At 68.3% G+C, this 21,288-nt stretch carries 22 protein-coding genes and 3 tRNA genes; 11 read left to right on the forward strand and 14 right to left on the reverse strand.

Annotation, left to right across the window (positions count from 1 at the left end; genetic code table 11):
* Positions 1 to 9: 9 nt before the first annotated feature.
* Complete coding sequence (locus ABEA04_RS09710; RefSeq protein ID WP_345457592.1) at positions 10 to 1,374, forward strand: C1 family peptidase; 1,365 nt, start codon at positions 10 to 12, stop codon at positions 1,372 to 1,374.
* Positions 1,375 to 1,622: 248 nt separating this feature from the next.
* On the opposite strand, the gene ABEA04_RS09715 is transcribed toward ABEA04_RS09710, so the two are convergent.
* Positions 1,623 to 3,431 (reverse strand): AIPR family protein, encoded by a 1,809-nt coding sequence (locus ABEA04_RS09715; RefSeq protein WP_345457595.1) that lies wholly within the window; start codon positions 3,429 to 3,431, stop codon positions 1,623 to 1,625.
* A gap of 371 nt (positions 3,432 to 3,802) precedes the next feature.
* Between ABEA04_RS09715 and ABEA04_RS09720 the strand changes: the two genes are divergently transcribed.
* The gene (locus ABEA04_RS09720) at positions 3,803 to 4,258 is read left to right on the forward strand and encodes a hypothetical protein (RefSeq protein WP_345457597.1); all 456 of its coding nucleotides are present in this window, start codon (positions 3,803 to 3,805) and stop codon (positions 4,256 to 4,258) included.
* Positions 4,259 to 4,358: 100 nt separating this feature from the next.
* A complete protein-coding gene (locus ABEA04_RS09725) occupies positions 4,359 to 4,862 on the forward strand; it encodes a hypothetical protein (RefSeq protein WP_345457599.1) in 504 nt (167 codons plus the stop codon).
* 748 nt (positions 4,863 to 5,610) lie between these two features.
* On the opposite strand, the gene ABEA04_RS09730 is transcribed toward ABEA04_RS09725, so the two are convergent.
* Positions 5,611 to 5,805 (reverse strand): hypothetical protein, encoded by a 195-nt coding sequence (locus ABEA04_RS09730; RefSeq protein ID WP_345457602.1) that lies wholly within the window; start codon positions 5,803 to 5,805, stop codon positions 5,611 to 5,613.
* A gap of 173 nt (positions 5,806 to 5,978) precedes the next feature.
* Here ABEA04_RS09730 and ABEA04_RS09735 point away from each other — a divergent pair, with 173 nt between their 5' ends.
* Together ABEA04_RS09735 and ABEA04_RS09740 are read left to right on the forward strand one after the other, a co-directional pair.
* Complete coding sequence (locus ABEA04_RS09735; RefSeq protein WP_345457604.1) at positions 5,979 to 6,509, forward strand: hypothetical protein; 531 nt, start codon at positions 5,979 to 5,981, stop codon at positions 6,507 to 6,509.
* A gap of 8 nt (positions 6,510 to 6,517) precedes the next feature.
* On the forward strand, positions 6,518 to 6,739 hold the full coding sequence (locus tag ABEA04_RS09740; RefSeq protein ID WP_345457607.1) for a hypothetical protein: 222 nt from the start codon (positions 6,518 to 6,520) through the stop codon (positions 6,737 to 6,739).
* Positions 6,740 to 6,919: 180 nt separating this feature from the next.
* On the opposite strand, the gene ABEA04_RS09745 is transcribed toward ABEA04_RS09740, so the two are convergent.
* The 11 genes from ABEA04_RS09745 to ABEA04_RS09795 form a co-directional block, all read right to left on the reverse strand.
* Positions 6,920 to 8,095, reverse strand: a complete 1,176-nt coding sequence (locus ABEA04_RS09745) for a tyrosine-type recombinase/integrase (protein WP_345457609.1) — start codon at positions 8,093 to 8,095, stop codon at positions 6,920 to 6,922.
* Positions 8,096 to 8,445: 350 nt separating this feature from the next.
* On the reverse strand, positions 8,446 to 8,943 hold the full coding sequence (locus ABEA04_RS09750; protein ID WP_345457611.1) for an HGGxSTG domain-containing protein: 498 nt from the start codon (positions 8,941 to 8,943) through the stop codon (positions 8,446 to 8,448).
* A gap of 447 nt (positions 8,944 to 9,390) precedes the next feature.
* Entirely contained in the window at positions 9,391 to 11,289 is a 1,899-nt protein-coding gene (locus ABEA04_RS09755) for an AAA family ATPase (RefSeq protein WP_345457613.1), read from the reverse strand.
* A 350-nt stretch (positions 11,290 to 11,639) separates the two neighbouring features.
* Complete coding sequence (locus ABEA04_RS09760) at positions 11,640 to 11,951, reverse strand: hypothetical protein (RefSeq protein ID WP_345457616.1); 312 nt, start codon at positions 11,949 to 11,951, stop codon at positions 11,640 to 11,642.
* A gap of 149 nt (positions 11,952 to 12,100) precedes the next feature.
* Positions 12,101 to 12,580, reverse strand: coding sequence for a hypothetical protein (locus tag ABEA04_RS09765; protein ID WP_345457619.1), 480 nt, complete (start codon positions 12,578 to 12,580; stop codon positions 12,101 to 12,103).
* A 3-nt stretch (positions 12,581 to 12,583) separates the two neighbouring features.
* Entirely contained in the window at positions 12,584 to 12,751 is a 168-nt protein-coding gene (locus ABEA04_RS09770) for a hypothetical protein (RefSeq protein WP_345457622.1), read from the reverse strand.
* Entirely contained in the window at positions 12,744 to 12,989 is a 246-nt protein-coding gene (locus ABEA04_RS09775) for a hypothetical protein (protein WP_345457625.1), read from the reverse strand. The genes ABEA04_RS09770 and ABEA04_RS09775 overlap by 8 nt, the downstream gene beginning before the upstream one ends.
* A 208-nt stretch (positions 12,990 to 13,197) precedes the next feature.
* Positions 13,198 to 13,437, reverse strand: coding sequence for a helix-turn-helix domain-containing protein (locus tag ABEA04_RS09780; protein ID WP_345457627.1), 240 nt, complete (start codon positions 13,435 to 13,437; stop codon positions 13,198 to 13,200).
* Between the two features lie 491 nt (positions 13,438 to 13,928).
* Positions 13,929 to 14,002 (reverse strand) — tRNA-Phe (locus ABEA04_RS09785).
* A 545-nt stretch (positions 14,003 to 14,547) separates the two neighbouring features.
* Positions 14,548 to 16,131, reverse strand: coding sequence for a TerD family protein (locus tag ABEA04_RS09790; RefSeq protein WP_345457629.1), 1,584 nt, complete (start codon positions 16,129 to 16,131; stop codon positions 14,548 to 14,550).
* A gap of 40 nt (positions 16,132 to 16,171) precedes the next feature.
* Complete coding sequence (locus ABEA04_RS09795) at positions 16,172 to 17,527, reverse strand: TerD family protein (RefSeq protein WP_345457631.1); 1,356 nt, start codon at positions 17,525 to 17,527, stop codon at positions 16,172 to 16,174.
* A gap of 129 nt (positions 17,528 to 17,656) precedes the next feature.
* Between ABEA04_RS09795 and ABEA04_RS09800 the strand changes: the two genes are divergently transcribed.
* From ABEA04_RS09800 to ABEA04_RS09825, 6 genes are all read left to right on the forward strand, one after another.
* Positions 17,657 to 17,732, forward strand: a tRNA-Glu gene (locus tag ABEA04_RS09800).
* 32 nt (positions 17,733 to 17,764) lie between these two features.
* A complete protein-coding gene (locus tag ABEA04_RS09805) occupies positions 17,765 to 18,337 on the forward strand; it encodes a TetR/AcrR family transcriptional regulator (protein ID WP_345457634.1) in 573 nt (190 codons plus the stop codon).
* Between the two features lie 63 nt (positions 18,338 to 18,400).
* Positions 18,401 to 18,991 carry a dihydrofolate reductase family protein gene (locus tag ABEA04_RS09810; protein ID WP_345457637.1) on the forward strand — a complete coding sequence of 197 codons (591 nt, stop codon included), beginning with the start codon at positions 18,401 to 18,403 and terminating at the stop codon, positions 18,989 to 18,991.
* Between the two features lie 87 nt (positions 18,992 to 19,078).
* Positions 19,079 to 19,152 (forward strand) — tRNA-Asp (locus tag ABEA04_RS09815).
* A 157-nt stretch (positions 19,153 to 19,309) separates the two neighbouring features.
* Positions 19,310 to 19,714, forward strand: a complete 405-nt coding sequence (locus tag ABEA04_RS09820) for a hypothetical protein (protein ID WP_345457640.1) — start codon at positions 19,310 to 19,312, stop codon at positions 19,712 to 19,714.
* 61 nt (positions 19,715 to 19,775) lie between these two features.
* Complete coding sequence (locus ABEA04_RS09825; protein WP_425577015.1) at positions 19,776 to 20,120, forward strand: metallopeptidase family protein; 345 nt, start codon at positions 19,776 to 19,778, stop codon at positions 20,118 to 20,120.
* A 42-nt stretch (positions 20,121 to 20,162) separates the two neighbouring features.
* Here ABEA04_RS09825 and ABEA04_RS09830 read toward each other — a convergent pair whose 3' ends face one another.
* A complete protein-coding gene (locus ABEA04_RS09830; RefSeq protein ID WP_345457646.1) occupies positions 20,163 to 21,071 on the reverse strand; it encodes an ATP-binding protein in 909 nt (302 codons plus the stop codon).
* Positions 21,072 to 21,288: the final 217 nt, after the last annotated feature.

Genomic DNA, 21,288 nt, shown 5'->3' on the forward strand with positions numbered 1-21,288 from the left:
TTGCGCCCCATGGAACGTGGGCTGACATCGGGACAGGTCGAGATCTTCACCAAGCAGTTCGACGAGCGACCGGGCTCGCGGCTGCTGCAGAACGCGGTGACCGCGACGAAGGTCGACCAGGTGGCGCTCGACCACCAGCTGGCCCGCTCGATCGACCGCACCGTCAGCCACCGGCTCGACGACTGGAAGCCGACCGACCAGAAGCAGTCGGGCCGCTGCTGGATGTTCGCCGGCCTCAACCTGCTGCGGCCCGGCACGGCGCGCGCCCTGGGCGTCAAGGAGCTCGAGCTCTCGCAGAACCACCTGATGTTCTTCGACAAGCTCGAGAAGGCCAACCACTGGCTCGAGAGCATCATCGAGACCGCCGACCGCGACGTCGACGACCGCACGGTCGCGCACCTGCTCTCGAGCCCGTCGGAGGACGGCGGGCAGTGGAACATGTTCGCCGCGCTCGTCGCCAAGCACGGACTCGTGCCGCAGAGCGTGATGCCCGAGACGGTCTCGTCCTCGGCCACCCGCATGCTCAACCGCGACCTCGCCCGGGTGCTGCGGCAGGCCGCGCGCGACCTGCGCGCGCAGGCCGCCGACGGGGCCGAGGAGGCCGCGCTGCGCGAGACGAAGGCCGACGTGCTGAACGTCGTCCACGGCATGCTCTGCCTGCACCTGGGCACGCCGCCGACCTCGTTCCACTGGCAGTGGCGCGACGAGGACATGGTCTTCCACCGCGACGGCGACCTGACGCCGCAGGAGTTCGCCGCCCGCTACGTCACCACGCCGCTCGACGACTACGTGTGCCTGGTGCACGACGCGCGCGAGTCGAGCCCGTTCGGACGCACCTACACCGTCGAGCACCTCGGCAACGTCGTCGACGGCCCCGAGGTCGTCTACCTCAACGTCGAGATGGAGGTCATCGAGCAGCTGGCGATGCGCACCGTCGTCGGCTCGGCCGACCGGCCCGGCGAGCCGGTGTGGTTCGGCTGCGACGTCGACCACCAGCAGTCGGTCGAGCGCGGCCTGTGGGACGCCCGTCTCTTCGACTACGACGCGCTCTACGGCACCACGACCGACCTCACCCGCGCCGAGCGGCTGGAGCACCACGAGGCCGCGATGACCCACGCGATGCTGCTCACCGGCGTCGACGTCGTCGAGACCGAGGACGGCGAGCGCGCCCGGCGCTGGCGGGTCGAGAACTCGTGGGGCACCGAGCGCGGCGAGCAGGGCTACTGGACGATGAACGCCTCGTGGTTCGCCGAGCACGTCTTCGAGATCGCGGTGCGCCGCGACCTGCTGCCCGACCACCTCCTCGCCGCCCTCGACGAGCCGCCGGTCGTGCTGCCCGCCTGGGACCCGATGGGCGCCCTCGCCCGCGGCTGAGTGCCCCGGACGCAGCAGTGCCCCCGCTGGCGAGAGCGGGGGCACTGTGCGTGGTGCTCGTGGGCAGGGGCGGGGTCGAACCGCCGACCTTCCACTTTTCAGTGCGAATCGGTGGTCTGACCATATGCCCAGGTCAGACGGTGTTTCTGCAGGTCAGAGGCGCTTTCTGAGGTGAGGGTCTGACCACGCGTGGCGAGCGCGGACCACGGGCCACAGGTGGTCGATCTGCGGTCTGCGACGGCTCAGGTTCATTCCGGTAAAGCCAGTACCTGCGTCTTGAATCGGTCCGTGAACGACCGCGTTCGGACGGTGTCCCGGTTGAGCGCGACACCGGGGGTCTCCTCCTCAACGGCCTTGTCCAGGGCCGGCAGGAGTTCGTTAACCGCCTTCTCAGCGGCTTGAGCGTCCCAAACGACCTTGAGGATCTTCTCAAGTTCGGGCTTCGACTTTCGGTCACCCTGGGGCAGTTGCTTGTCTCCGAGGAGTCGCAGTTTAAGCGCGGTTAACAGTTGGTATCGAGCGCTCGAGTATTTGCGATCCAGACGCTTGTTCCGAAGAAGCCACTCAATCCGATAGTAGGCGGCGGCGCTGGTGTAATAGGCGAGAGTATTTGTCGCCGGGTTGAAGAGGTCACTCTTCCGAGTTTCACGCAACTCGCGAACGTACCGGCCCGCTCTAGCTGGTTCATCGAGAAACATCGACGCGTAGGTTCGCACAAGCTGGGAACGCGTCAAAATTCTAGTACGTTCGATTTCCTGGCCGGCATACTGTTTCGAGCGCCGTTCGTAGTAGAGCTCCTGTCCCGAGGGAAAGGTTGTGAATAACGCCTCCAGGTCCTTGTGGTACTGCTCTCTTGCTTCAAGATCGTCATCTGAGACCGCCGTTTGACGGTTTGTGGCGGCTGTGATGCCAGCAATAACGTCTTCGTCTTGAGACTGGATGAGGCGCAGACTCACGTGAACATCGTCATTCAGCTCGTCTTTTGCGTGGAAGAGGACGTGGCAGGTCTGGCAGCCGTTGACGATCTGAAAGTCGCTGATAGAGAATTCATCGCCGGCGGGAGTTAGTGATCTGGCCACAATAGTTATGCCATTGTTTAGAACCGAAAATTGGCTTTTGCGAGTTTCATCGTTCAGAGACGCCAGAATCTCCTCGTTCACTGGGTTGAAGTCCTGAAAGTCTCGGACATTGTCAAAGAAGAGACTCTTGCGAATACCGCCGGATCCGTCTGTAATCATGGCGACGAGGTCTTTGGCGGCAAGTACTCCGATGAATGCCTGGGTTACGCCAGGCATCTTCGGGAGCGTAAGCCGCTTGCCCATATTGAACTGAGCGGTCACGGCGGAGGTAGCGGCTTGGTGCTGGTCACGCAGCTGTCGCGCCCCAACAGCCTCTACAACGACCGTTGAAAAGAAGTTTGTTTCATCCAATACCCTGGCTGCTGACCGGCGCTTCTCGTCGAGCAGCGCGTCGCCCACCACGCCAGTAGTCGCGTAACGCACGACGATGGTAGGCAGTCCGTTGCTGAACTTAGACAAGTCGGCGAACACGAAACTCATGGCATCTCGCAAGTTAACTACATCAGCATTGGCCGGGTATAGCAGATCCTCATCTTTGATCAGGTGGCGCAGGTTGTCAGCAAGGTCGGTGAACACGGACGCTGTGAATGACTCTGGTCGTTTGGCTTGTACGAAGACAAACTTGACGTCGAGTTGTCTCGCGGCCCTGACGGCCTGCTTCACGTCGACCGCGTCCAGCAGCAAGTCTCCGTTGATTATGATCGCGGCAATGTCGACACCCAAGTCGCCTCCAGCGCCGATCACAAAGTCTAGCGGGTTGAATTCCTCGTCGTAGAAGGCGCTTAGGGTGGCATTTGCCACAAAAGCCTCGAACTGAACCGACTCTTCTAGTGCGGTGATGCCCTGCGCCTGCGCGAAAGAACCCGTGAGTGACCTAACAATTTGATCCACTAAATCCCCTGCGTTCTCATATGCGGCCAACGTCCGTCGTTGCCGGGTCTGCCAATCGGCGAATTTCCGCGCCGATTCGCCCTGCACTGTAGACGGTCAGTTTGATGTCGCGCTGCAGGAACGCAGTATTGGTTCGCTGATAGACCACGCGCACGACCACCACGCGCCCGGTACCCGCCCCGGTCCTACGCCTCTTCTGCGCGCTCCCCACGGGCACCGCCACGCGCGCACGTGGCCAGGCAGAACGCGCGCCGCTAGTACACACACAGGCAGGCCGCATAAGGAGATCTGCCCGGTGACAGGCCCACCACCAGACTCTCTCAGCGACCGTCTCCCCAGGTGGTCGCCGAGACGGGCCGACCGGTCCCAAGTTCGCTCTGAACATCTGCCGCGATCTTCTGCACCTTGGTCACACCGGAGGCCCGACAGCGGGTCTCATGACAGGCCAGGAGGTCAGCATGTCCAGTACCGCCACCCGCAAGCCCGCCACCCGTAAGCCCGCCGCGAAGGCGACCCCGACCGCTGCTCCGAACGAGCAGAAGCCCGCTGCGGAGCCTGCACCCGCGACGGCCAAGCCCGAGCCAAAGCCCACGACGCTCATCGAGGCGTTGTCCACCGGGCAGGCGTGCCTTCTGAAGCTGAGGGCCAATGGCACGAAGCGCTCGCTGCCGTACCTCGCCGTGGGGACGGAGCAGCGCAAGCAGGCCGAGACCGTCGCGAAGATGCGGGAGGGCGGGCAAACGGTGGAGACGATCGCCGAGGTGCTGAAGGTGTCCACTGCAACCGCCCGCCGGTTCATCACGAACCTCGCTCTCGCCCACACGGTCGAAGCTGGCAGCCACGACAAGGGATGGAAGCCCGGCACCCGCGAGGTCGTCGTGCACGTCGTCACAGCGAAGCCGACGAAGGCGTAGCGCACTCCACTAGACAGCAGAGACCACGAGAGGGGCTGGCCTACGGGCTGGCCCCTCTGACGTGGGTCGACACGGTCCGAAAGGGCGTAACGTCCCGCTCGTGCTGCGCAGCTCGCTTCTATCGCTGCTAGTCCTCTCGTGCCTCCTGCTGGGCGCTTGTTCAGATGCGGCCTCGCCTGGGGAGGGGCCCGATTCCCGCGATGGCCAGCCCGCCGCTCCATCAGTGGACGCGTCGCCGGCGCGAGAGATCTCGTCAGCTCCTCCCGGCACCAGGCCGGTAGCGGGAACGGTCCTACTCGACGGATCGATCAACGGGTGCGGCGGCGACGAACTCGCGATACGTGTCCGCGACGACACAGGCGTGATTGCATCGGTCTTCGCCAAGTCCGAGGTCGTCGGGTTCGACTGCATCTACGCGTTCGCCATGGACGTCCCGGTACAGAAGTGTTACGAGGTGAACGTCGAGCAGCAGCCAGTCGGCAGGTACAGCGAAGGCGCGCTAGGCCCTGACGGCGACCTAGGCATCATCACGTCGCTGTCGGCCTTCGGCGACCCAGAGTCCCTCGACCCGCCGAGGGCGTACGGAGACTTCAAGAACTGCTAGCGCCCGTATGCGGTGGGAAGAGCGCTGCGCCGGCACCAGGTGCAGACCTACCCCCGTTCCGCGTTCTGCGGGCCGAATGCGTCGGCCGGGTCGGTGCCAGCTCGCAGCGTGCCAGCCCCGCCGGGTTGGTTCAGCCTGCGAGTAGCGCGTTGCGCTATCCTCTCTACAGCTGCGCGGCGAGAGGCCGACGCACTCTGAGGCCGCGATGGCCAGGAGGGGCACCGAGGCCGGCACACACTCGGACAGTCAACTGAACGAGCCGAGACGCCCGACACGGGCCACCGACCGCCAGGGTCACGAATTGGCTCGCGAAGTATCCGGGCATAGCGCTCGGACAGCTCTTGGCGCGATGCCACGAAGCGGCTGAGGTCGGAGTTTGGTGCACTCGCATCTCCACCCGGATGGTGGTGCAGACACTAAACCGTGAAGACCACCGGTAAGACCGTCATGGCGACGTTGCAGAACCCACCAGCGCTCAGGCCGATCCGGGTCGGCCACCATGAGTCTGGAGGCAGTCTTGATCGCGCTAATTTTCATAGCCTGCGCAACAGCTTTGCCGTACATCTGCTATTACAGCCTTGGTGCTTATGTGATAGCGAAACACCCCGAAAGCTTCAAGCATCTGAGCAGGTTGCATCCCCGGCGTCGGTCGGACGACGGCCTGCGGTGGCCGCGCAGGAAGCCGCATCGGCAGAAGCGCCCGCCCGGTGAGGATGAGTGAGGCAGCCCCGGCTCTCGTGGCCGACCTTCAGACGTCGAGCGGGTGCGGGTTGTCCTTGTAGAACTCGCGCATCGTGGCGTTCGGAACGACACCGCGCTCGTCCACGTTGAGCTTGCCGCTGCTGATGAGACCACGGACGAACTCTGCCGAACGGCCCCACTGGCTGGCGAGCTGTCCGATGGTGTGGCCGTCCTGGTAGATCGCGGCTGGGGTGCGAGGCATGGCGGGCTCCTTTGGCTGGTCCTGGCCCACCAGTACACAGAGGATCGGTCGCTGGCTGCGGCCGCCGTGGTCGACGAGCTGGTCTGAGCCAAGACAGGCGCGCTCAGTCGAGCGGTGATGACCCTCGGCTGTCTTAGCCGAAACTGTCGGACGAAGCCGTTAACGTGCGGGTCGTGAGCGAGGACGAGGGCGAGAAGGAGATTGAACTCTTCGCGGAGCACGCTCGCTGGCTGATCAACTTCCACGACACGCGGAGTGAATCTATCTGCGCGCGTGCCGTGGCCCTGTTTGCGTTCGTTGGGGTCATCCTGGCGTTGCTGATCGGGTCGGGGTTGCCGGGTGAGGTGAAGGTCGATTGGTTCATCAGGGTGCCGTTCTTGGCAACTGTTGGCTTCCTCATCCTGACGAGTGCTTACTGTCTAATCACCCTGCGACACCGATTGTTGGAGGTCGCTGGTGTCGGGCAAACGCGTCGGAACTGGCGCCGCTACGTGACGAAGGAGCGTCGAGGCAAGACAGCCAGTGACATCACGGAGTCGTTGCTGCGGGCGAAAGAGCTAGATGAAGCCAGCACAGTCGACTGGGTGCTGCGGACCGCCGACGCGCGCGCAGCCTGGTTCGGCAAGGCTGTCTGGTCGATGGGGCTGTCCTTGGTGTCACTTACGGTGCTGTTGATCGTTGTCGGTTTCCAGGTCTACCTCTAGGAGCTTCGGTGAGCGAGCAAGAGTCCGAGTCAACGTCCGAGGACAACGGTTCAGAGGAGCTCGAGGGTTTGCAAGAACAGCACCTCGACTCCATCACGGGAGGCGGCACGCCACGAGTCACGATGGACCTGCAGGACGCAGAGATGGACAAGGTCGAGAAGTCGGAAGGCCCGACCAGCCGTGAGACGAAGGAGCGCAGCGAATCCCCGGCCGATGGTGACGATGACTGACGGCGGCGCGGGCGCAGCGCCAGACGAGCACGAGTTCGAAGGCGATGGCCCGACGGGTCGCAACGAGGACCGCGTTGAACCAGCATCGTCGGATGCCGGCGGGATGGTTGGGCTCCAAACGCTGCAGGACAGCGAGACCGACACCATCAAACACTCGCGTGATGACGACGGAGACAGCTTCTAAGCCTCGTCAGCAGGCTCCAGCTTGACAACGTTGTCGGTGTCTTCGCCGCTGCCGTACAGCCGCTCGACCAAAGCCTCCATCCGCGTATCTCCGTCGTAGACGTGCGTGTAGATGTTCATCGTCGTAGTGATGGTGGTGTGGCCCATCCACGCCTGCAGGACGTGGGGAGGAACGCCCTCGGCGGCGCGCAAGCTGGCGAAGGTGTGTCGCAGGTCGTAGGGGCGCACGGTGGGCTTGCCGTCGTGCCAGAACCCGGCTGCGCGGCAGGCGGGGATCCAGTGCCGCACCCGCCAATTCTGGTAGTGAAAGTACTCGGACCGCGCCGCGAACAGGTACGCGTCGGGCTTGAGCCGCTGTGCATCGATGAACGCGCCGACCTCGTCCATGACTGCCTTTGGGATCGGCACGCGTCGTCCACGTGACCTCTTGGTCTTGGGCACACCGGGCTGGAGCTTGCCGCCCACGTCCTCGACGGTCTCGTCGACCTGCACCACGTTGCGCAGTCGGTCGATGTTGCGCACCCGAAGCCCGGCCAGCTCGCCGGCTCGGAAGCCGGTCCACAGCGCGAGCTGCGCGAACAACCGGTTCCGGCCCTCGGCAATGTTCCCAATGATCGACTCGGCCTGCTCTCGCGTAAGCGGGTGGGCCTGGAACGACTTCTGTGCCGCGCTACGCAGCTCGCGGCGCACAGCAGCCGCCGGGCTCGTTCGGAGGTAGCCCTCCTGGACGGCGTAGATGAGTACCGCGCTAGCGACGTTGAAGATGCGGTGCTCTGTCTCCTCCGCGAGGCCCTTGCGACGTATGTCGGTCAGCAGGTCGCGCACGTCCTTGCGAGCGATACTGGCGATGCTGCGGTGGTCCCAGCGGCTCAGCCAGCGTGAGAGAACGCCCTCATAGCCCTGAATGCTGCGGGCGCGCAGCTTGACCCGGTGGCCGGCGAGCCACTCCTGACTGACGGCCGCCCAGGTCGTGGCCTCCTTCTCTGGCGCGATGTACGTGCCGTGCTGGATCGCGTGCAGGTTGTCGCGCTGCCAAGCCTTGGCCTGGTCGAGCGTCTTGAAGGTCTTGCCTCGGACCTTGCCGTTGTTCTCGGGGTCGCGGTAGCGGACTTCGTAGCCGCGCACGGTGCCGTCCTTGCGCAGCCGGTATCGGATGCCCTGGCTCTTGGGCACCGCGCCTTTCCTCGTCGCCATGCTGATTCTCCTTCGGTGATGAACGTCTGCCTGTCGTGGCCGACAACGGCTACAGAGCGCGCGGCTGGAAGCCAATGAGTCCGACCGCTCCATCTGCCGTTCAGACTTAGATGGAGGCGACCTTCCGTTGGGGTAGGCGAGGTCGATGTACGGCCTGACCTGCGGGTTCACGGGTCTGCGGTTCGTGCAGACCAACGGGCTGACCACGAGCACGTAGCTCCGGGTGCTTGCGGCCCGTCTGGCGGGCGAAGAACGTTGGGTCGGTGCCGGTGGCCGACGTCGGGCTATTCCCGCGTTCTACGGCGGCTGGGTCGGCGCGGCGGGGCTAGCTACCGCAGCCGTGGGCCGTGGCGCTGGTGGTTGGGCGGGTCGTCCAGTAGAGACGGCAGCCGGTCCTCGTCGTCGTGGGGACGAGCGGACAGCTCGGGCAGCGGTTGCACGACTTCGGCATCCACGATGTCGTCGTCCTCGTCCATGACGAGGATGCCCTCGATGTCTTCCTGCCAGGGCTCGATCATGACCTTGACCTCGTTGCGGTTCTCGTAGGTCAGCAGGAACTCAGCGCAGCGGCGGCGCTCGGCGTAGGGCACCTTGTCGTCACTCATGAATCGGACGAGCACGCTGGCCGCGCCGTCCTGCGCCATGAAGATGCGTTCCTGGGCTTTGCGTCGGACCTGGGGCGCTGAACCGCCGTGAGTCGCACAGACCACAGCTCCCTCGATTGGGTACTTCTTGCACGGCTCGCCCTTGCGGTTCCTGGCGACGCAGCGTTCCGGCGTGGGCAGCAGCCCGGCCTTCTTCCGGCGCTTGCGATTCCCCTTGCTCATGGCGTGTTCCCTTCATGGGTGGATGCGTCCTTGGGTGGGAGCTCGTTGATGACCTCGATGACGAGGCCCGGTTGACCGGCTCGGCCGGCGTAGGTCGTGGGGGAGAGGCGCACCCGGCCCTCGTGTGCGAGCTGGTGCAGGGCGTCGCGGACGGCTTGGCGAGGTGATGCCGCGAGCCGGTTGATAGCTCGACCGCGACCACAGACGCCCTTTGTCACGTCGCTGTAATGGAGTAGCTGCCGCCCGTCACGCAGCAGCCAGGTCAGGACGAGGTCTCGTACGGGGGAGCCCGTCCCAAACGAGTCGGGTGGGACTGCCGTCTGCGGGTGGTCCTTGGGCGGGGTGCTCGGCCGGCCCATCCCAGCCCCCATAGGGGCGCTGGGCTGGGATGGGCTGCCGGGTGCATCCCAAGGCTGTTGGGATGGGCTGGGATCAGCTGGGATGGGCTCAGGCATCAACTGCCTCCACCGGGTAGTAGAGCTTGGAATTGTTTGACCCTTCCTCGACGCGTACCGCGCCCGCGTTCACGGCGAGAGCGATCAGCCGACCCTTGTCGCGGTTACCGACAGACAGCGCCTTCTTGAGAGCTGATGCGTTGATGCCGGGGTTCTCGCTGACGATGCGGATGAGGTCCGGCAGCCCCTTCTCGGTTCTGACCTGAGACCGGCTGCGGTACTGCGAGACGTAGAGCGAGTGGTCGTCGGTGTCGTAGGCCAGCTCTCGTTCGGGCACGTCAACGGCGCGCCCGTGAGCTGAGAGGTAGCGACGCCAGACCGTGCGGTCGTCCTCGGTGACGCTGGCCTTGGTGTAGGTCCATCGGACGTCGGCCCAGTCGTCTACCGCTGATGCGCCGCGCGCGTGTTCCTGGCCTTCCTCGCTCTGCCCACGGCCGGTGTGTGCGGGCATCCAGAGGTCGTTGAGGCTGGCGGCCGCCTTTAGTGGGTCGAGGATGCCCAAGAGCCAGTTGCGAGCCTCGCTGTTGTCGTTCTCGTTGTTGAGACGTGCCGCCGCGCCGAACGGATCGAGGATGAGCGCGTCGCAGTTTCGCTCTTGCAGCCATGACACGGCGAAGTCGAACGCTGCCGGACTGCGTAGGTCGAAGTTGGCCCCGCGCAGGTTCAAGACGGCCACGCGGCCGGTGTTCTCGATACCCATCGGGACCAGGTACTCGTCGTAGAGCATCGAGTCGGTCAGCTCGTAGTTGAAGAAGGCGATGCGGCCTGGCCCGGGCTCGACGGTGAACTCGCCAAGGAACTTGTCGCCGTCGGCGTAGCTCTTGAGCAGGTTCGCCATGAGGGTTGTCTTGCCGACCTTGTATTGCGCCGCGATGAGTGAGTTGGAACCGGTCGGGTGGAGCCGGTCGATGGTGTAGCTCAACGGCTCACGTGGGCGGGCCAGCGCAGCCGCGAGGTCTAGGTCGCTGGCAGGCGCACGGAACTCGCGGTCGGCCTTCTCCGCTCGGTGCAGATCGCGGGCACGCTCGTTGACGCGCAGCTTCTCGAGCGCGCGCGTTACAGCGGCGTCGTCCTCGTCGTTGGCGGTGTGGGTGAGTGCCTCTAGTTCAGCGAGCGTGACGATCTCGCCGTCGTCGGGTCGGTGCCCGGCGGCTAGATGGTCGCGGACGTCGGCCTTGGGCTCGTCCGGGATGGGTAGCCGGAACTCGACGGCGTGGGCGGCGTTCTGCAGGCTCGCGAACCGCTGTGCCGCGCAGGCGTACCCCGGCGCGTCTCTGTCGGCCCAGACCACCACCCGCGCCGCCCCAGCTAGCGACGCTAGGTAGGCGTCGCGCCACTTGCCAGCACCTTCAGGATGGGTGGTCGCGAACGCCTTCTGCTTGTTGGCCTTGAACCACTTGTTCAACGCGTCTGCGTCGGACTCGCCTTCGGTTAGGTGGATCGTGCGCCCCTTCCGTACGGCCTTGAGGACGTGGGGGAGGCGGTAGAGGACGCGTTCGCGCTGAGGTTCGCCCAGACCCTTCCGCCAGCGTGAACCCGTCCAATGCTCTTGGTGGGTGTCGGGACGACCAGAGGTGAACCGTTGCCTCACTACGCGGAGGTGTGGCTTGCCGTCCCGATCGGGGTAGTCGAAGTAAACGGGCGTGCCGAGCTTCTCGCGGGGAACGTCGTCGTAGTGGAGGTCGGCATAGGTGAGGCCGAGAAGATCGAGCACGTCGTCCGTGGGGCACCTAGCGCAGCGCATGATGATCTGCCCCGGCTCGTCCCCACGCTTAACGGTGAGGCTGGCCGAATGAGACCGGCCGTCTGTTTCGTGAACCGGACAATAGAAGTCGTTGCCGCTACTTCGGCTACTGCCGCGAGCGTTGAGCCGCTCCTCGATGCGCTTCATGGCATCTTTGAAAGTCGTCATGCTGTCCCTGTCTATTAAGTTCTGCAGCGGGCCACTAACGCGCTCCTGCCAGCCTACGGAATAACGGCACCCGAAGGAGGTTCGATTAGCCATGCTGCGGCGGAGCCTTTAGAGAAAACGGAATATGACACAATTGCCCGTGGTCCCTGCCGACCACCTTGCGGCCTCACTACCCGCGATTTCCGGCCCCGCTGCTGTCCGCCTCAGGCGCAGCGGGGCCGGAGCTCATTACGCTGGTGTGCGTCCCCTGAAGGCCGGCTGAGCTGGTGGCCCAGGGCCGAGCGAGTGGGGCGGGCGCGATACCAAGGCACCCCACCCGCTCGGCAGTTCTAGGCCACCTGTTGGCGGTACGGACGCGGCAGGATTTCCATGCCGCTGCGGGGATGGTTGAACGCGTCGACCACCAACGCCCGCAGTGCCGGACGCGACAACATCCGTCCGGTTCGGGCGAGGACGACCTGCCGCAGATGACCGTCGGCCAGGTGCAGCGGCATCAGGTAGCCGCGTCCGGGCTTGACATGTTCGGCTCGTTCCCAGGCTGCGTAGGCCTCGTGCAGGAGCCGGACCGACTTCGCTGGCTTGCGCCCCGTAGGCCGGAAACCGTGCGAGTCATGGATGTGCCGTAGGTCGGCGTAGGTCACGGGCGTTGACCCCACGGCGGAAGCTGTAGCCGGGCTAGGCTGGCTGGGCACCACAAACACCACCTATCTGTCGTGTGCGTGTTGAGTTGAGAGGTGGCCCACCACGTTCGTTGGCGCGTGCCGTGGTGGGCTCACCGGTCGACGTGGCGCTAGATCAACGCTTCGACGCCACGTCGGCGCTGGTCCTCGGCGAGGTCCGAGCGGAGGTTCGGTCGACGGCCCTGCAACGCGGGGTAGCGGTCGTAGAACGCCGTCATGTAGCCGGTGGGGTCGGCCTGCATCGCGTCCATGTTGGCGACGCTGGCCTGCAGCGACTCCAAGACCTTCTCCAGCATGATGCGATCGCTGATGAGGCGACGTTGCAGCTTCGCCAGGTCGGCGTAGGGCACCTCGTTGCGCTCGGCCTGCTTGCGGACCTGCAGGAACTCGTCCTGCAGCTTGTCCAGACGATCGAGTGCGTCGGCGGCCTTGGCGCGGTTCTGGTCGCGCCGGTCGCGCACCCACCGCTCCACGTACTGGCGGTCATCGATGCGGGCTCGCTCAACCCACTGATCCATGAACGCCTGGTCGGCCAGGCTGCCGCCGGGCAGGTTGCTGAGTTCGAAGCGCTGCCGCTCGTAGAAGTCCATCGGTCAGCCCCTCATGCTCGGCGGGAGCGCCTGATTGGTGGTGCGTGCCTCGGCGTAGACGTCTGCCAGTTCGCGGGTTCGGCGGCGCTGAGCGAGCACCGCGTCCTCCGCCTTGAGCTGGTAGTCATACGTGCGGTCGAGTTCCTCGCGGATCTTGGCCAGCTCATGCATGGCTGCCCTCCTTCTCTCCCACGACCTGCCGGGCCACGGCCAGCGCGGTCTCGTCGTTCGCGTCCGGCACCCCGAGCACAGCCTTGGCCCGCGCAGTGAGCGCGGAGTCCAGCAGTGCACGCAGGTAGGCGCTCGGGGTGATGCCGTGCAATGACGCGACCTCGTCCAGCAGCTCGCGCTGCGCGACCGTGACGCGCAGGTTCAAGTTCACCGGATAGTCAGAATGCGACTTCGGCATAAACTCGCTCTCCCTTCCTTGCCATTCTGCATTACAGCAAACTGTTTGCTGCGTTGCGGATTAGCCTAGGGAGTCGGCGGCCAATTCTGGCGGATCGAAGAAGAAAAGGGCAACGAGGTGTATCGATATTCAGTTGTCAATATTCCAGCGCCGCTGAGAACGCTCGGCCACCCCACCTCCCCGTGGGAGGCGAGGGACCGGGCAGCTCTCAGGCTTCGCCGGGCTTCTTGAGCGAGGGCGCGCCACCCCGAGCGATCAATTCATCGAGGGACTGGCGGGTGGTGAAGGTGCGGGCGCCAATCTTGATCCGAGGAAGCTCGCCGCGATCTAGCAGCCGCCACGCGGACTTCGACGAGATGCCGAGCAAGCGAGCTACCGAGTCAGGCTCGTCCTCACATGCTCGCTGCGATCGGTCGATTCGGATCAGCAGGGGGTCGACAGTGGTCACGTGAGTTACCTCCGGGTGGAGGCTCGCGGCCAACGGAGAGCCGGACGCGAGCCAGATGGCTCTGCCCGGTGTCCGTGCTCTCGCACTCAGGACCCATACAGTCGAACAGTCACGCTGGAAGCGATTGAGCCTTGAGTGCCCGTGTCGCTTCCGGACTTGACCCAACTGCCCCGCTCTAACCCCTGGCTATGTTCCTCGGACGTGCGACCAACCGGACCAGGACAAACGGTTCTGTTCTGACAGCAGGGCTACAGGCTACGTGGGGAGAAGCAGGACCACCAGTGGCTCCGAGCGACCGGAGCGCAAGTGGAACGGCCCAGACCACGGCTGACCAGGCTGGTCCTCGGACGACCAGCTATCGGCGTCTCGCGGGGTGAGACAGGGGGCGTGTGGTCCGAAGTGGTCTCGACCTGCTGACGCGCGTCGGGGCCGCGTCCCCGCTGGCGGTGGCTTTCGCCGATCTACCAGCAGAAACGCGGCCCCTCACTCGGTGGGCAGGGGCGGGGTCGAACCGCCGACCTTCCACTTTTCAGGCGGACGCTCGTACCAACTGAGCTACCTGCCCGAGCGCGACGCAGCCTACAGGAGCCCCACCCGCCCCTCGAACACGGACCCTGAGCCCGTCGAAGGGGCTGACGGACGACGCGGGCGTTCGCGTGGTCCCTGCGGGGTCTCGACGACGGCCTCGCTGGGGCTCGGCCTGCTCGACCAGCGGTGGACGACGGCTGCCGGTGGTCGACTAGCGAGGGACGAGCCTCGTCGAGACCACCGTTCGCGTGGGGTCCCTTCGACAGGCTCAGGGTCCGTGGGGGCGGGTCGGCGTTGAGGGTCCGGGGTCTCGACGACGGCCGGCTTGCTCGACCTGCGGTGGACGACGGCTCCGGTGGTCGAGCAGCGAGGGACGAGCGTCGTCGAGACCACCCGCCGTGCACGCCGACGTGCGCCCGTGGTCGCCCTTCGACGGGCTCAGGGTCCGTGGGGTTGGGCTCGCGTTGACCTCACGCGGTCTCGAGGCTCAGCCGTGGCCGGCTTCGCACCTCGACCATCGTCATCCGGCACCGACCCTGAGCGAGGCGGGCGTCCCACGACGGTCGAGGGGTGCGAGCGGGGTCAGCCGGCGTCGCGCTCGGCGACGCGGAGGTCGACGGTGGCGCGGACGCGGTCGGCGGTGAACGGGTCGGCGGGGCCGAGGTCGGGGTGGAAGACCCAGGTGACGCCGCCGTAGGCGTCGACGAGGTCGCCGCCGGGGGTGGTCGGCACCCGCAGGCAGGACTCGTGGACCAGGTCGAGGACGGCGATGCCGAGGCTCGCGGGACGTCGTCCGGCCAACACCACGCTGACCCCGGCGTCGGGGCCGCGGCGCACGAGGTGCGCCAGCCCGTTGACCGCCGAGTCGTCGAGGCCACCGGGGAAGTCGGTGACCAGCAGCACGCGCCCGGGCCGCTGGTCGGGCGGCAGGTCGGCCAGCCCGCCCGACTGCGCCGCGAGGGCCACCAGCTCGAGGTGGCGCACGTGCTCGGCGACGACCGCGGACGCCGCCGTGGCGTCGGTGGCCGGTGGTGCCGAGCTGGGCAGGTGGCCGAGCGCCGAGCGTCCGCCGACGTCGATCACCGACAGCCGCGGCGCCCGCGGCGTCGCCACCATCAGCCGGGTCGCGAGCGAGGCCATCATGCGCGCGGCGGTGACGTCGCCGCCGTCCTCGGTCTCGATCCACAGCGGGGGAGCGAGGGGCAGGTGCCGCACCATCGGCAGCCGGAACCCGGGGGCCGACTCGAGCGACAGCTCGCCGACCAGGAGGGCCCACGGCGGCTCGTGGGTCGCGCCGGGCTCGTGCCAGCCCGGGGCGTCCCAGGGGGCGAGGGACGGCGGGAGCGTGCGGGCCAGGTCGGCGAGCTCGGCGGTCAGCTGCGCGAGATCGGTGGCGTGACGTTGCCGTGCCTGCTCGACCAGCTCGTCACGACGGCGCTGCGCCTCGGCGCGCGCGGCGTCGGCCCGGGGGCCCATGCGCAGCTCGGGGTTGCCCACCAGGTGCTCGAGCTCCTGCTCGTGACGGCGGTCGGCGAAGGCGCGGGAGGACTCGAAGGACGCCGTGGTGCGCGAGGCGTCGTCGAGGATCATCCCGATGCGGCGCACGGGGTCCTGGACGCCGCCCGCCGCCGGCGAGGGAGCGGACGGCGGGGGAGCGGGCGACGGCGGCGGAGGCGGCGGAGGCGGCGGGGCAGGCGGGGTGGCGCCCGCGGGCTCGGGGGCGCCGTGCAGGCGCGCCAGCTCGGCCAGGCCGCCGCTGTGGCCGAGACCGAGGGCGCGCACCTTCCACGCGCCGTCGCGCCGGTAGAGCTCGGCCATCACCAGCGACCGCTCGGTGGTGAGCCGCTGCGGGGTCACGGTGCCGACCACGCCGCCGTCGCTGGCCAGCAGCTGCGCGGTGGGCGCGGCCGCGAAGCCCGAGACGACCACGAGCACCTTCGCCACCCGCGTGCCGACGGCGTCGAGGTCGACGGTGACGCCCTGGGTCGGCCCGGGCAGGTGCTCGACGCCGTCGCGCCCCGCCGTGCCGGCGCCGACCCACGGGACGCCGTCCACCGCGCGGCCGTCGGGACCGAGCAGCAGCGCCACGACGTCGGCGCCGGCGACGTACGCCGTCGCGCGCCGGTCGGGCCAGGGCCGGTTCTGCCCGCTCTGCAGCTCGGTCACGGTCTCGTGGGGGGTGCGGGCCGGTCGCCGGGTGGTCGGGCTACTTGCCCAGGTAGCGGGTCAGCTGCGGCAGGGCCTCGATCGGCGTCTTGGCCGTGATGCCGTCACCGATCGCGGTGAAGCCCCAGGTGCCCGAGCCGTCGCGGCTGATCTTGGCCATCACCATGGCCGTGAACGGCATGCCGCCGGTGAGCGTGTAGCGGGCCAGCTCGCCGTCCTGGTGGTCGATGAGGCGGCAGAAGGCGTTCTGGATCTGCTCGAAGGTCTGCCCCTGGTAGCTGGTGACCACGAAGATCACGGTGTCGACGTGCACCGGCACGCGGGTCAGGTCGACGGCCACGACCTCGTCGTCGCCCTCGCCCTCACCGGTGCGGTTGTCGCCCATGTGCTGGATCGAGCCGTCCTTGGTGGTCAGGTTGTTGTAGAACGCCACGTCGGCGACCTGGCCGCCGGCGAAGAGGATCGCCGAGGCGTCGAGGTCGATGTCGACCTCGCGGTTGCCGAAGAACCCGCCCTTCTTGATCGGGTCCCAGCCCAGGCCCATGCGCACCAGCGTGAGCTTCTGGTTGCCGTCCTTGACCAGGCTGACGGTCTGGCCCTTGGTGAGGTTGACCGGCCGGCCCTTGGTGAGGGTCACGCCGCCGCCGCTCGCGGCGGGCGTGGGGGGCGGCGGGGGTGCGGCCTGGGTCTGCGCGGTGGACGACGGCGGCGGGGGCGGGGGCGGCGTCGAGCCCGCCGACGGCCGGGACGGCGGCGGGGGAGGCGTCGGCGTGGACGGCGGCGTGGCCGGCGTCGCCTGGTAGGTCGGCGGCGGCGGGGTGCTGCCGGCGGGCGGCGGCGGCACCGGGGACGACGCCGGCGCGGCGGGCGGCGGGGTCGGCTGGGCCGAGGGCTCGTCGGTGGCGTCGACGCCGTGGTCGGCGAGCAGCGCCGCGAGGCCGCCGGCGTAGCCCTGGCCGACCGCGCGCACCTTCCAGGCGCCCTGGCGGCGGTAGAGCTCGAGCGCGATGACGATGGTCTCGGTCGACAGGCCCGTCATGGCGAACTCGACGAGCGGCGTGCCGCCCGCGTCGGAGACCCGCGCGACCGGCTGGCCCACCTGACCGAACGTGCGCCCGCCCTCGTCGAGCGAGGTCACCAGCCGCACGATCTCGACGTCGGCCGGCACCGCGCCGAGGTCGACCGCGACCTGCCAGCCCTGGCCGCCCGCGGGCGGCTTGCACTCCACGCCGGGCCCGCGCGGGGCGTTGTAGAAGACGAAGTCGCTCTCGGAGCGCACCTTGCCGCCGGCCGCGAGCAGCAGGGCCGAGAGGTCGGCGTTGGCGGAGACCTCGACGCTCACGGTCAGCCGGTCGGTCTCGAGGGGCGCGTTGGTGCCCTTGGTCAGCTGGATCATGCGGTCGTCGTCCTCGCTTCGCGGCTCGCGGTCCGGTGCTGGTCGTGCTGGCAGCAACCTACCGTCGGCGTCGCGGGCGCCGTCGACGCTGCCGGGCCCGGCGGCTCCACTACAGTGACCCCCGCACCGGCCCCCATCGTCTAGTGGCCTAGGACGTCGCCCTTTCACGGCGGTAGCACGGGTTCGAATCCCGTTGGGGGTACCACCACGAGCCTCGCGCCGCCCTAGCCTGCGGCCATGGCGCGCAACGAGACCCGCCGGGCCGAGCTGGCCGACGCCGGCATCGCGGTGCTGGCCCGCGAGGGCTCCCGCGGCCTGACCCACCGCGCGGTCGACGCCGAGAGCGGCTCGCCGGCCGGGACGACGTCCAACTACTTCCGCTCGCGCGCCCGGTTGGTCGAGGGCCTGGTCGAGCGCATCGGCGAGCGGCTGGCGCCCGACCCGGCGGTGGTCGAGCGGCTGACCGCGCAGCCGGCCGACCGCGACTCCTTCGCCGCGCACCTGCGTGACATCGTGCGCCGGCTGACCGCCGACCGGCGCGTGACCCTCGCGTGGCTCGAGCTGCGGCTCGAGGCGGCGCGGCGCCCGGAGGTCGCCGCGCTCATGCAGCAGGTGCTGCGGTCGGGGCTGGCCGCCGACGTCGCCTACCACGAGGCGGCCGGGCTGCCGGGCGGTGCGCGTGAGGTCGCGCTGTTCCACTACGCCGTCGACGGGCTGATGCTCGACCGGCTCACGGTGCCGATCGACCCCGGCACGACCACCGACGACGTCCTCGACGCCTTCGTGGAGGCCCTGATCCCGCTCGCGTGACCACGACAGTCGTAGTAGGTTGGTCCTCGACCACTACGTCTGTCCCGGTTCTCGGAGGTCCCCGTGCGTGAGCTCACCTACTACGTCGCCGTCTCGCTCGACGGCCGCATCAGCGGCCCCGGCGACGACTTCTCGGCCTTCCCGGTCACCGGCGACCACATCGAGATGATCCTGCGCGACTACCGCGACACCCTGCCGAAGGTCGGGCTCGACGCCCTCGGCCTGACCGCCGACGGCTCGCGCTTCGACACCACGCTCATGGGCTGGAACACCTACGCGGCCGGCTTCGAGCACACCCGCGACCCCTACCCGCACACGCGGCAGCTCGTCTTCTCCCGCACCCGGGGCCAGGACGACGCCGACCCCGGTGTCGAGGTCACCGCCGCCGACCCGGTCGCGGTGGTGCGCGAGCTCAAGCGCGGCGAGGGCGCCGGCATCTGGCTGTGCGGCGGGGGCCTCCTGGCCTCGGCGCTGATCGGCGAGATCGACCGGCTCGTGCTGAAGGTCAACCCCGTCGTCCTGCACGAGGGGCCCACGCTGTTCGCCGGCGGGTTCGAGCCGCGCGCCTTCCGTCTCGAGCGCAGCACGCCCTACGAGTCGGGCGTCGTGGTGCAGGAGTACGCCGCCGTTGCGGACGCCGTCCGGGCCGCCTGAACCGGCACCGCCGGTATCGATTGGGTGGCCGGTGGGCGGTGCGTTAGTGTTCTCACCGCTCCACCGGCCACGCCGGTGAGGCAGCCAGGCCCCGTAGCGCAGTTGGTTAGCGCGCCGCCCTGTCACGGCGGAGGCCGCGGGTTCGAGTCCCGTCGGGGTCGCAGACACGCCCCAGGTCGTCAGACCTGGGGCGTCGCCCGTTTTCGGGGTCGCCCTGCCGGGTTTTCTCAGCCGCGGCCTCGCAACCTTCCGGTCCGCGCCGGCGTCCCTCGTGTGCTGCCGTCCGGCGGCGAGACACCGAGACCCGAAGGAACCGCCATGACCGCCCGCCGCCCCTACGCCCTGCTCGCCGCCACCGCCGCCACCGCCGTCGCCGCGACCGCGCTCACCGTCTCCGGTGCCGCGCTCGACGCGAGCCACGCCGCCGAGCAGGCGAGCGCCAGCCGCATCGCCGTGGCGACCTCCGACGCCACCGTCCGCTCCGGCGAGCAGTTCGTGCTCTCGGGCCGGCTCTCGCAGGCGGGCGTCGTCCGCGTCGGCAGCCTGGGCTCCGACGGCTGGCAGCCGGTCAGCGGCGCCGTCGTCCACACCCGACGCGACGGCACCTACAGCGTGCGCGTGATCCTCTCGCGCACCGGCGAGCGGGTGCTGCGCGTCACCGGCGACCCCGACGCCGCGGGGGTCGCCAACAGCCGCGCCCGGGTCACCGTCACCGTGCGCTGACCCGCGCCGAGCACGGCCTGCGGTGGGACGGCCCCGGCATGATGGGGCCGTGCCGCTGCAGATGGACCGACCCGCGTTCGAGGCGCTCGTCGACCGGGCCCTCGACGGCATCCCCGACGAGATCGCCACGCTCGTGCGCAACGTCGTCGTGCTCGTCGAGGACGAGCCGCCCGACGACGAGCCCGACGACCTGCTCGGGCTCTACGACGGCATCGCGCTGACCGAGCGCAGCGACATGGACGGCGGCCACCTCCCCGACCGCATCTTCGTCTTCCGCAACCCGCTGCTCGACTACTGCGACGACGAGGAGCAGCTGGTCGAGGAGGTGCGCATCACCGTCGTCCACGAGGTCGCGCACCACTTCGGCATCGACGACGACCGGCTGCACGAGCTCGGCTACGCCTGAGCGTCGCACCCGGCCCCGCCGAGGGCCCGGTGCGCGCGACGACTACGACAGCCGCATCCGGCGCTGGACGGCAGTGTCGTCGACCGGCCCCTGCCAGGCCCGGGGCTCCTCGCCGCGCTCCTGGCGCACGAACTCGCCGAGGTACCAGTTCTGGAAGGTGACCTGCTCGGGGGAGCGGGCCAGCGACAGCATCCGCTCGGCCCGGCAGAACGCGTCGGTGAGGTCGAGCAGCTCGATGAAGCGGCCGACCTCCTCGGCGGCGGTGCGGCTCATCAGCACGGTGAGGTCGACGGTGGGCTCGCCGGCCTGCTGGGCCCGCCGCACGTCCTGGTTGGTCGAGCCGAGCCGCAGCGGCCGGCCGAGCCGGTCGAAGACGTCGGAGAGGTCCTGCGCCAGCGGGTAGTCGGACTGGTGGGCGAGCGCGAGCAGCCGCACCTCGCGGCGCAGCTCGCGCACGTGGTTCTGGAAGGCGGTGTAGTCCCGCACCGGGACGCCGCGCAGCGAGAACTCCTGGACGTCGGTCGGGTGCTCGCCGGTGCGCTCGAGGGCGGGGTTCTCGACCCCGGTGATCTGGCCCTCGGCGCCGTCGTCCTCGGAGAACTCGGCGGCGGGGGTGAACCAGACCGTCTTGCCCTCGTCCTCGATCTCGGCGCCCCATGCCTCGGAGGCGCGCGCCACGATGCTCAGGCCGCGGCCGAAGGTGAGCAGCAGGTCGTCGAGGTCGTCGTCGATCAACGGTGGCCTGGGCAGGTCGGGCACCTCGGTGGAGGCGTCGGCCACCTCGACCCGCGGGTGCTCGTGCGTGCCGCGCACCCGCACGTGGATCGGGGGCTCGGCGTGCAGCAGCGCGTTGGTGACCAGCTCGGAGACGGCCATCTCGGCGCACTCGATGAGGTCGTCGCGACCCATGTCGCGGAAGACGGAGACCACCCAGCGGCGTGCGTCCTGCACACCACGCGGACCACTGCCCAGGGCAAGGGCTGGCCTGTTGAGCGGCACGTGCGTTCTCCGGAGAAGGGCGGTCGGGGCAGGGGGATCGACGTCGTCGGGAGCAGGCGTGGGGCCGAGCCAGTCCCGGCTCACGTACCCGGGTCCTCCCGGCATAAACGCGGGCGCACATAGATTCCCAGAACCGTCACTGTGACGCACGAGACGCGCGCGTGACTTC

It is taken from the genome of Nocardioides marinquilinus, assembly GCF_039543705.1.
In the GTDB taxonomy this organism is placed as follows: Bacteria; Actinomycetota; Actinomycetes; order Propionibacteriales; family Nocardioidaceae; genus Nocardioides; species Nocardioides marinquilinus.

Bases quoted from the DNA above. Each gene is read 5' to 3' on its own strand.
- ABEA04_RS09750 (WP_345457611.1), bottom strand. From the start codon at position 8,943: ATGAGCAAGGGGAATCGCAAGCGCCGGAAGAAGGCCGGGCTGCTGCCC.
- ABEA04_RS09775 (WP_345457625.1), bottom strand. From the start codon at position 12,989: ATGCCGAAGTCGCATTCTGACTATCCGGTGAACTTGAACCTGCGCGTC.
- ABEA04_RS09765 (WP_345457619.1), bottom strand. From the start codon at position 12,580: ATGGACTTCTACGAGCGGCAGCGCTTCGAACTCAGCAACCTGCCCGGC.
- ABEA04_RS09805 (WP_345457634.1), top strand. From the start codon at position 17,765: ATGGCGCGCAACGAGACCCGCCGGGCCGAGCTGGCCGACGCCGGCATC.
- ABEA04_RS09720 (WP_345457597.1), top strand. From the start codon at position 3,803: ATGTCCAGTACCGCCACCCGCAAGCCCGCCACCCGTAAGCCCGCCGCG.
- ABEA04_RS09710 (WP_345457592.1), top strand. From the start codon at position 10: ATGGAACGTGGGCTGACATCGGGACAGGTCGAGATCTTCACCAAGCAG.
- ABEA04_RS09820 (WP_345457640.1), top strand. From the start codon at position 19,310: ATGACCGCCCGCCGCCCCTACGCCCTGCTCGCCGCCACCGCCGCCACC.
- ABEA04_RS09730 (WP_345457602.1), bottom strand. From the start codon at position 5,805: ATGCCTCGCACCCCAGCCGCGATCTACCAGGACGGCCACACCATCGGA.
- ABEA04_RS09825 (WP_425577015.1), top strand. From the start codon at position 19,776: ATGGACCGACCCGCGTTCGAGGCGCTCGTCGACCGGGCCCTCGACGGC.
- ABEA04_RS09795 (WP_345457631.1), bottom strand. From the start codon at position 17,527: ATGATCCAGCTGACCAAGGGCACCAACGCGCCCCTCGAGACCGACCGG.
- ABEA04_RS09755 (WP_345457613.1), bottom strand. From the start codon at position 11,289: ATGAAGCGCATCGAGGAGCGGCTCAACGCTCGCGGCAGTAGCCGAAGT.
- ABEA04_RS09770 (WP_345457622.1), bottom strand. From the start codon at position 12,751: ATGCATGAGCTGGCCAAGATCCGCGAGGAACTCGACCGCACGTATGAC.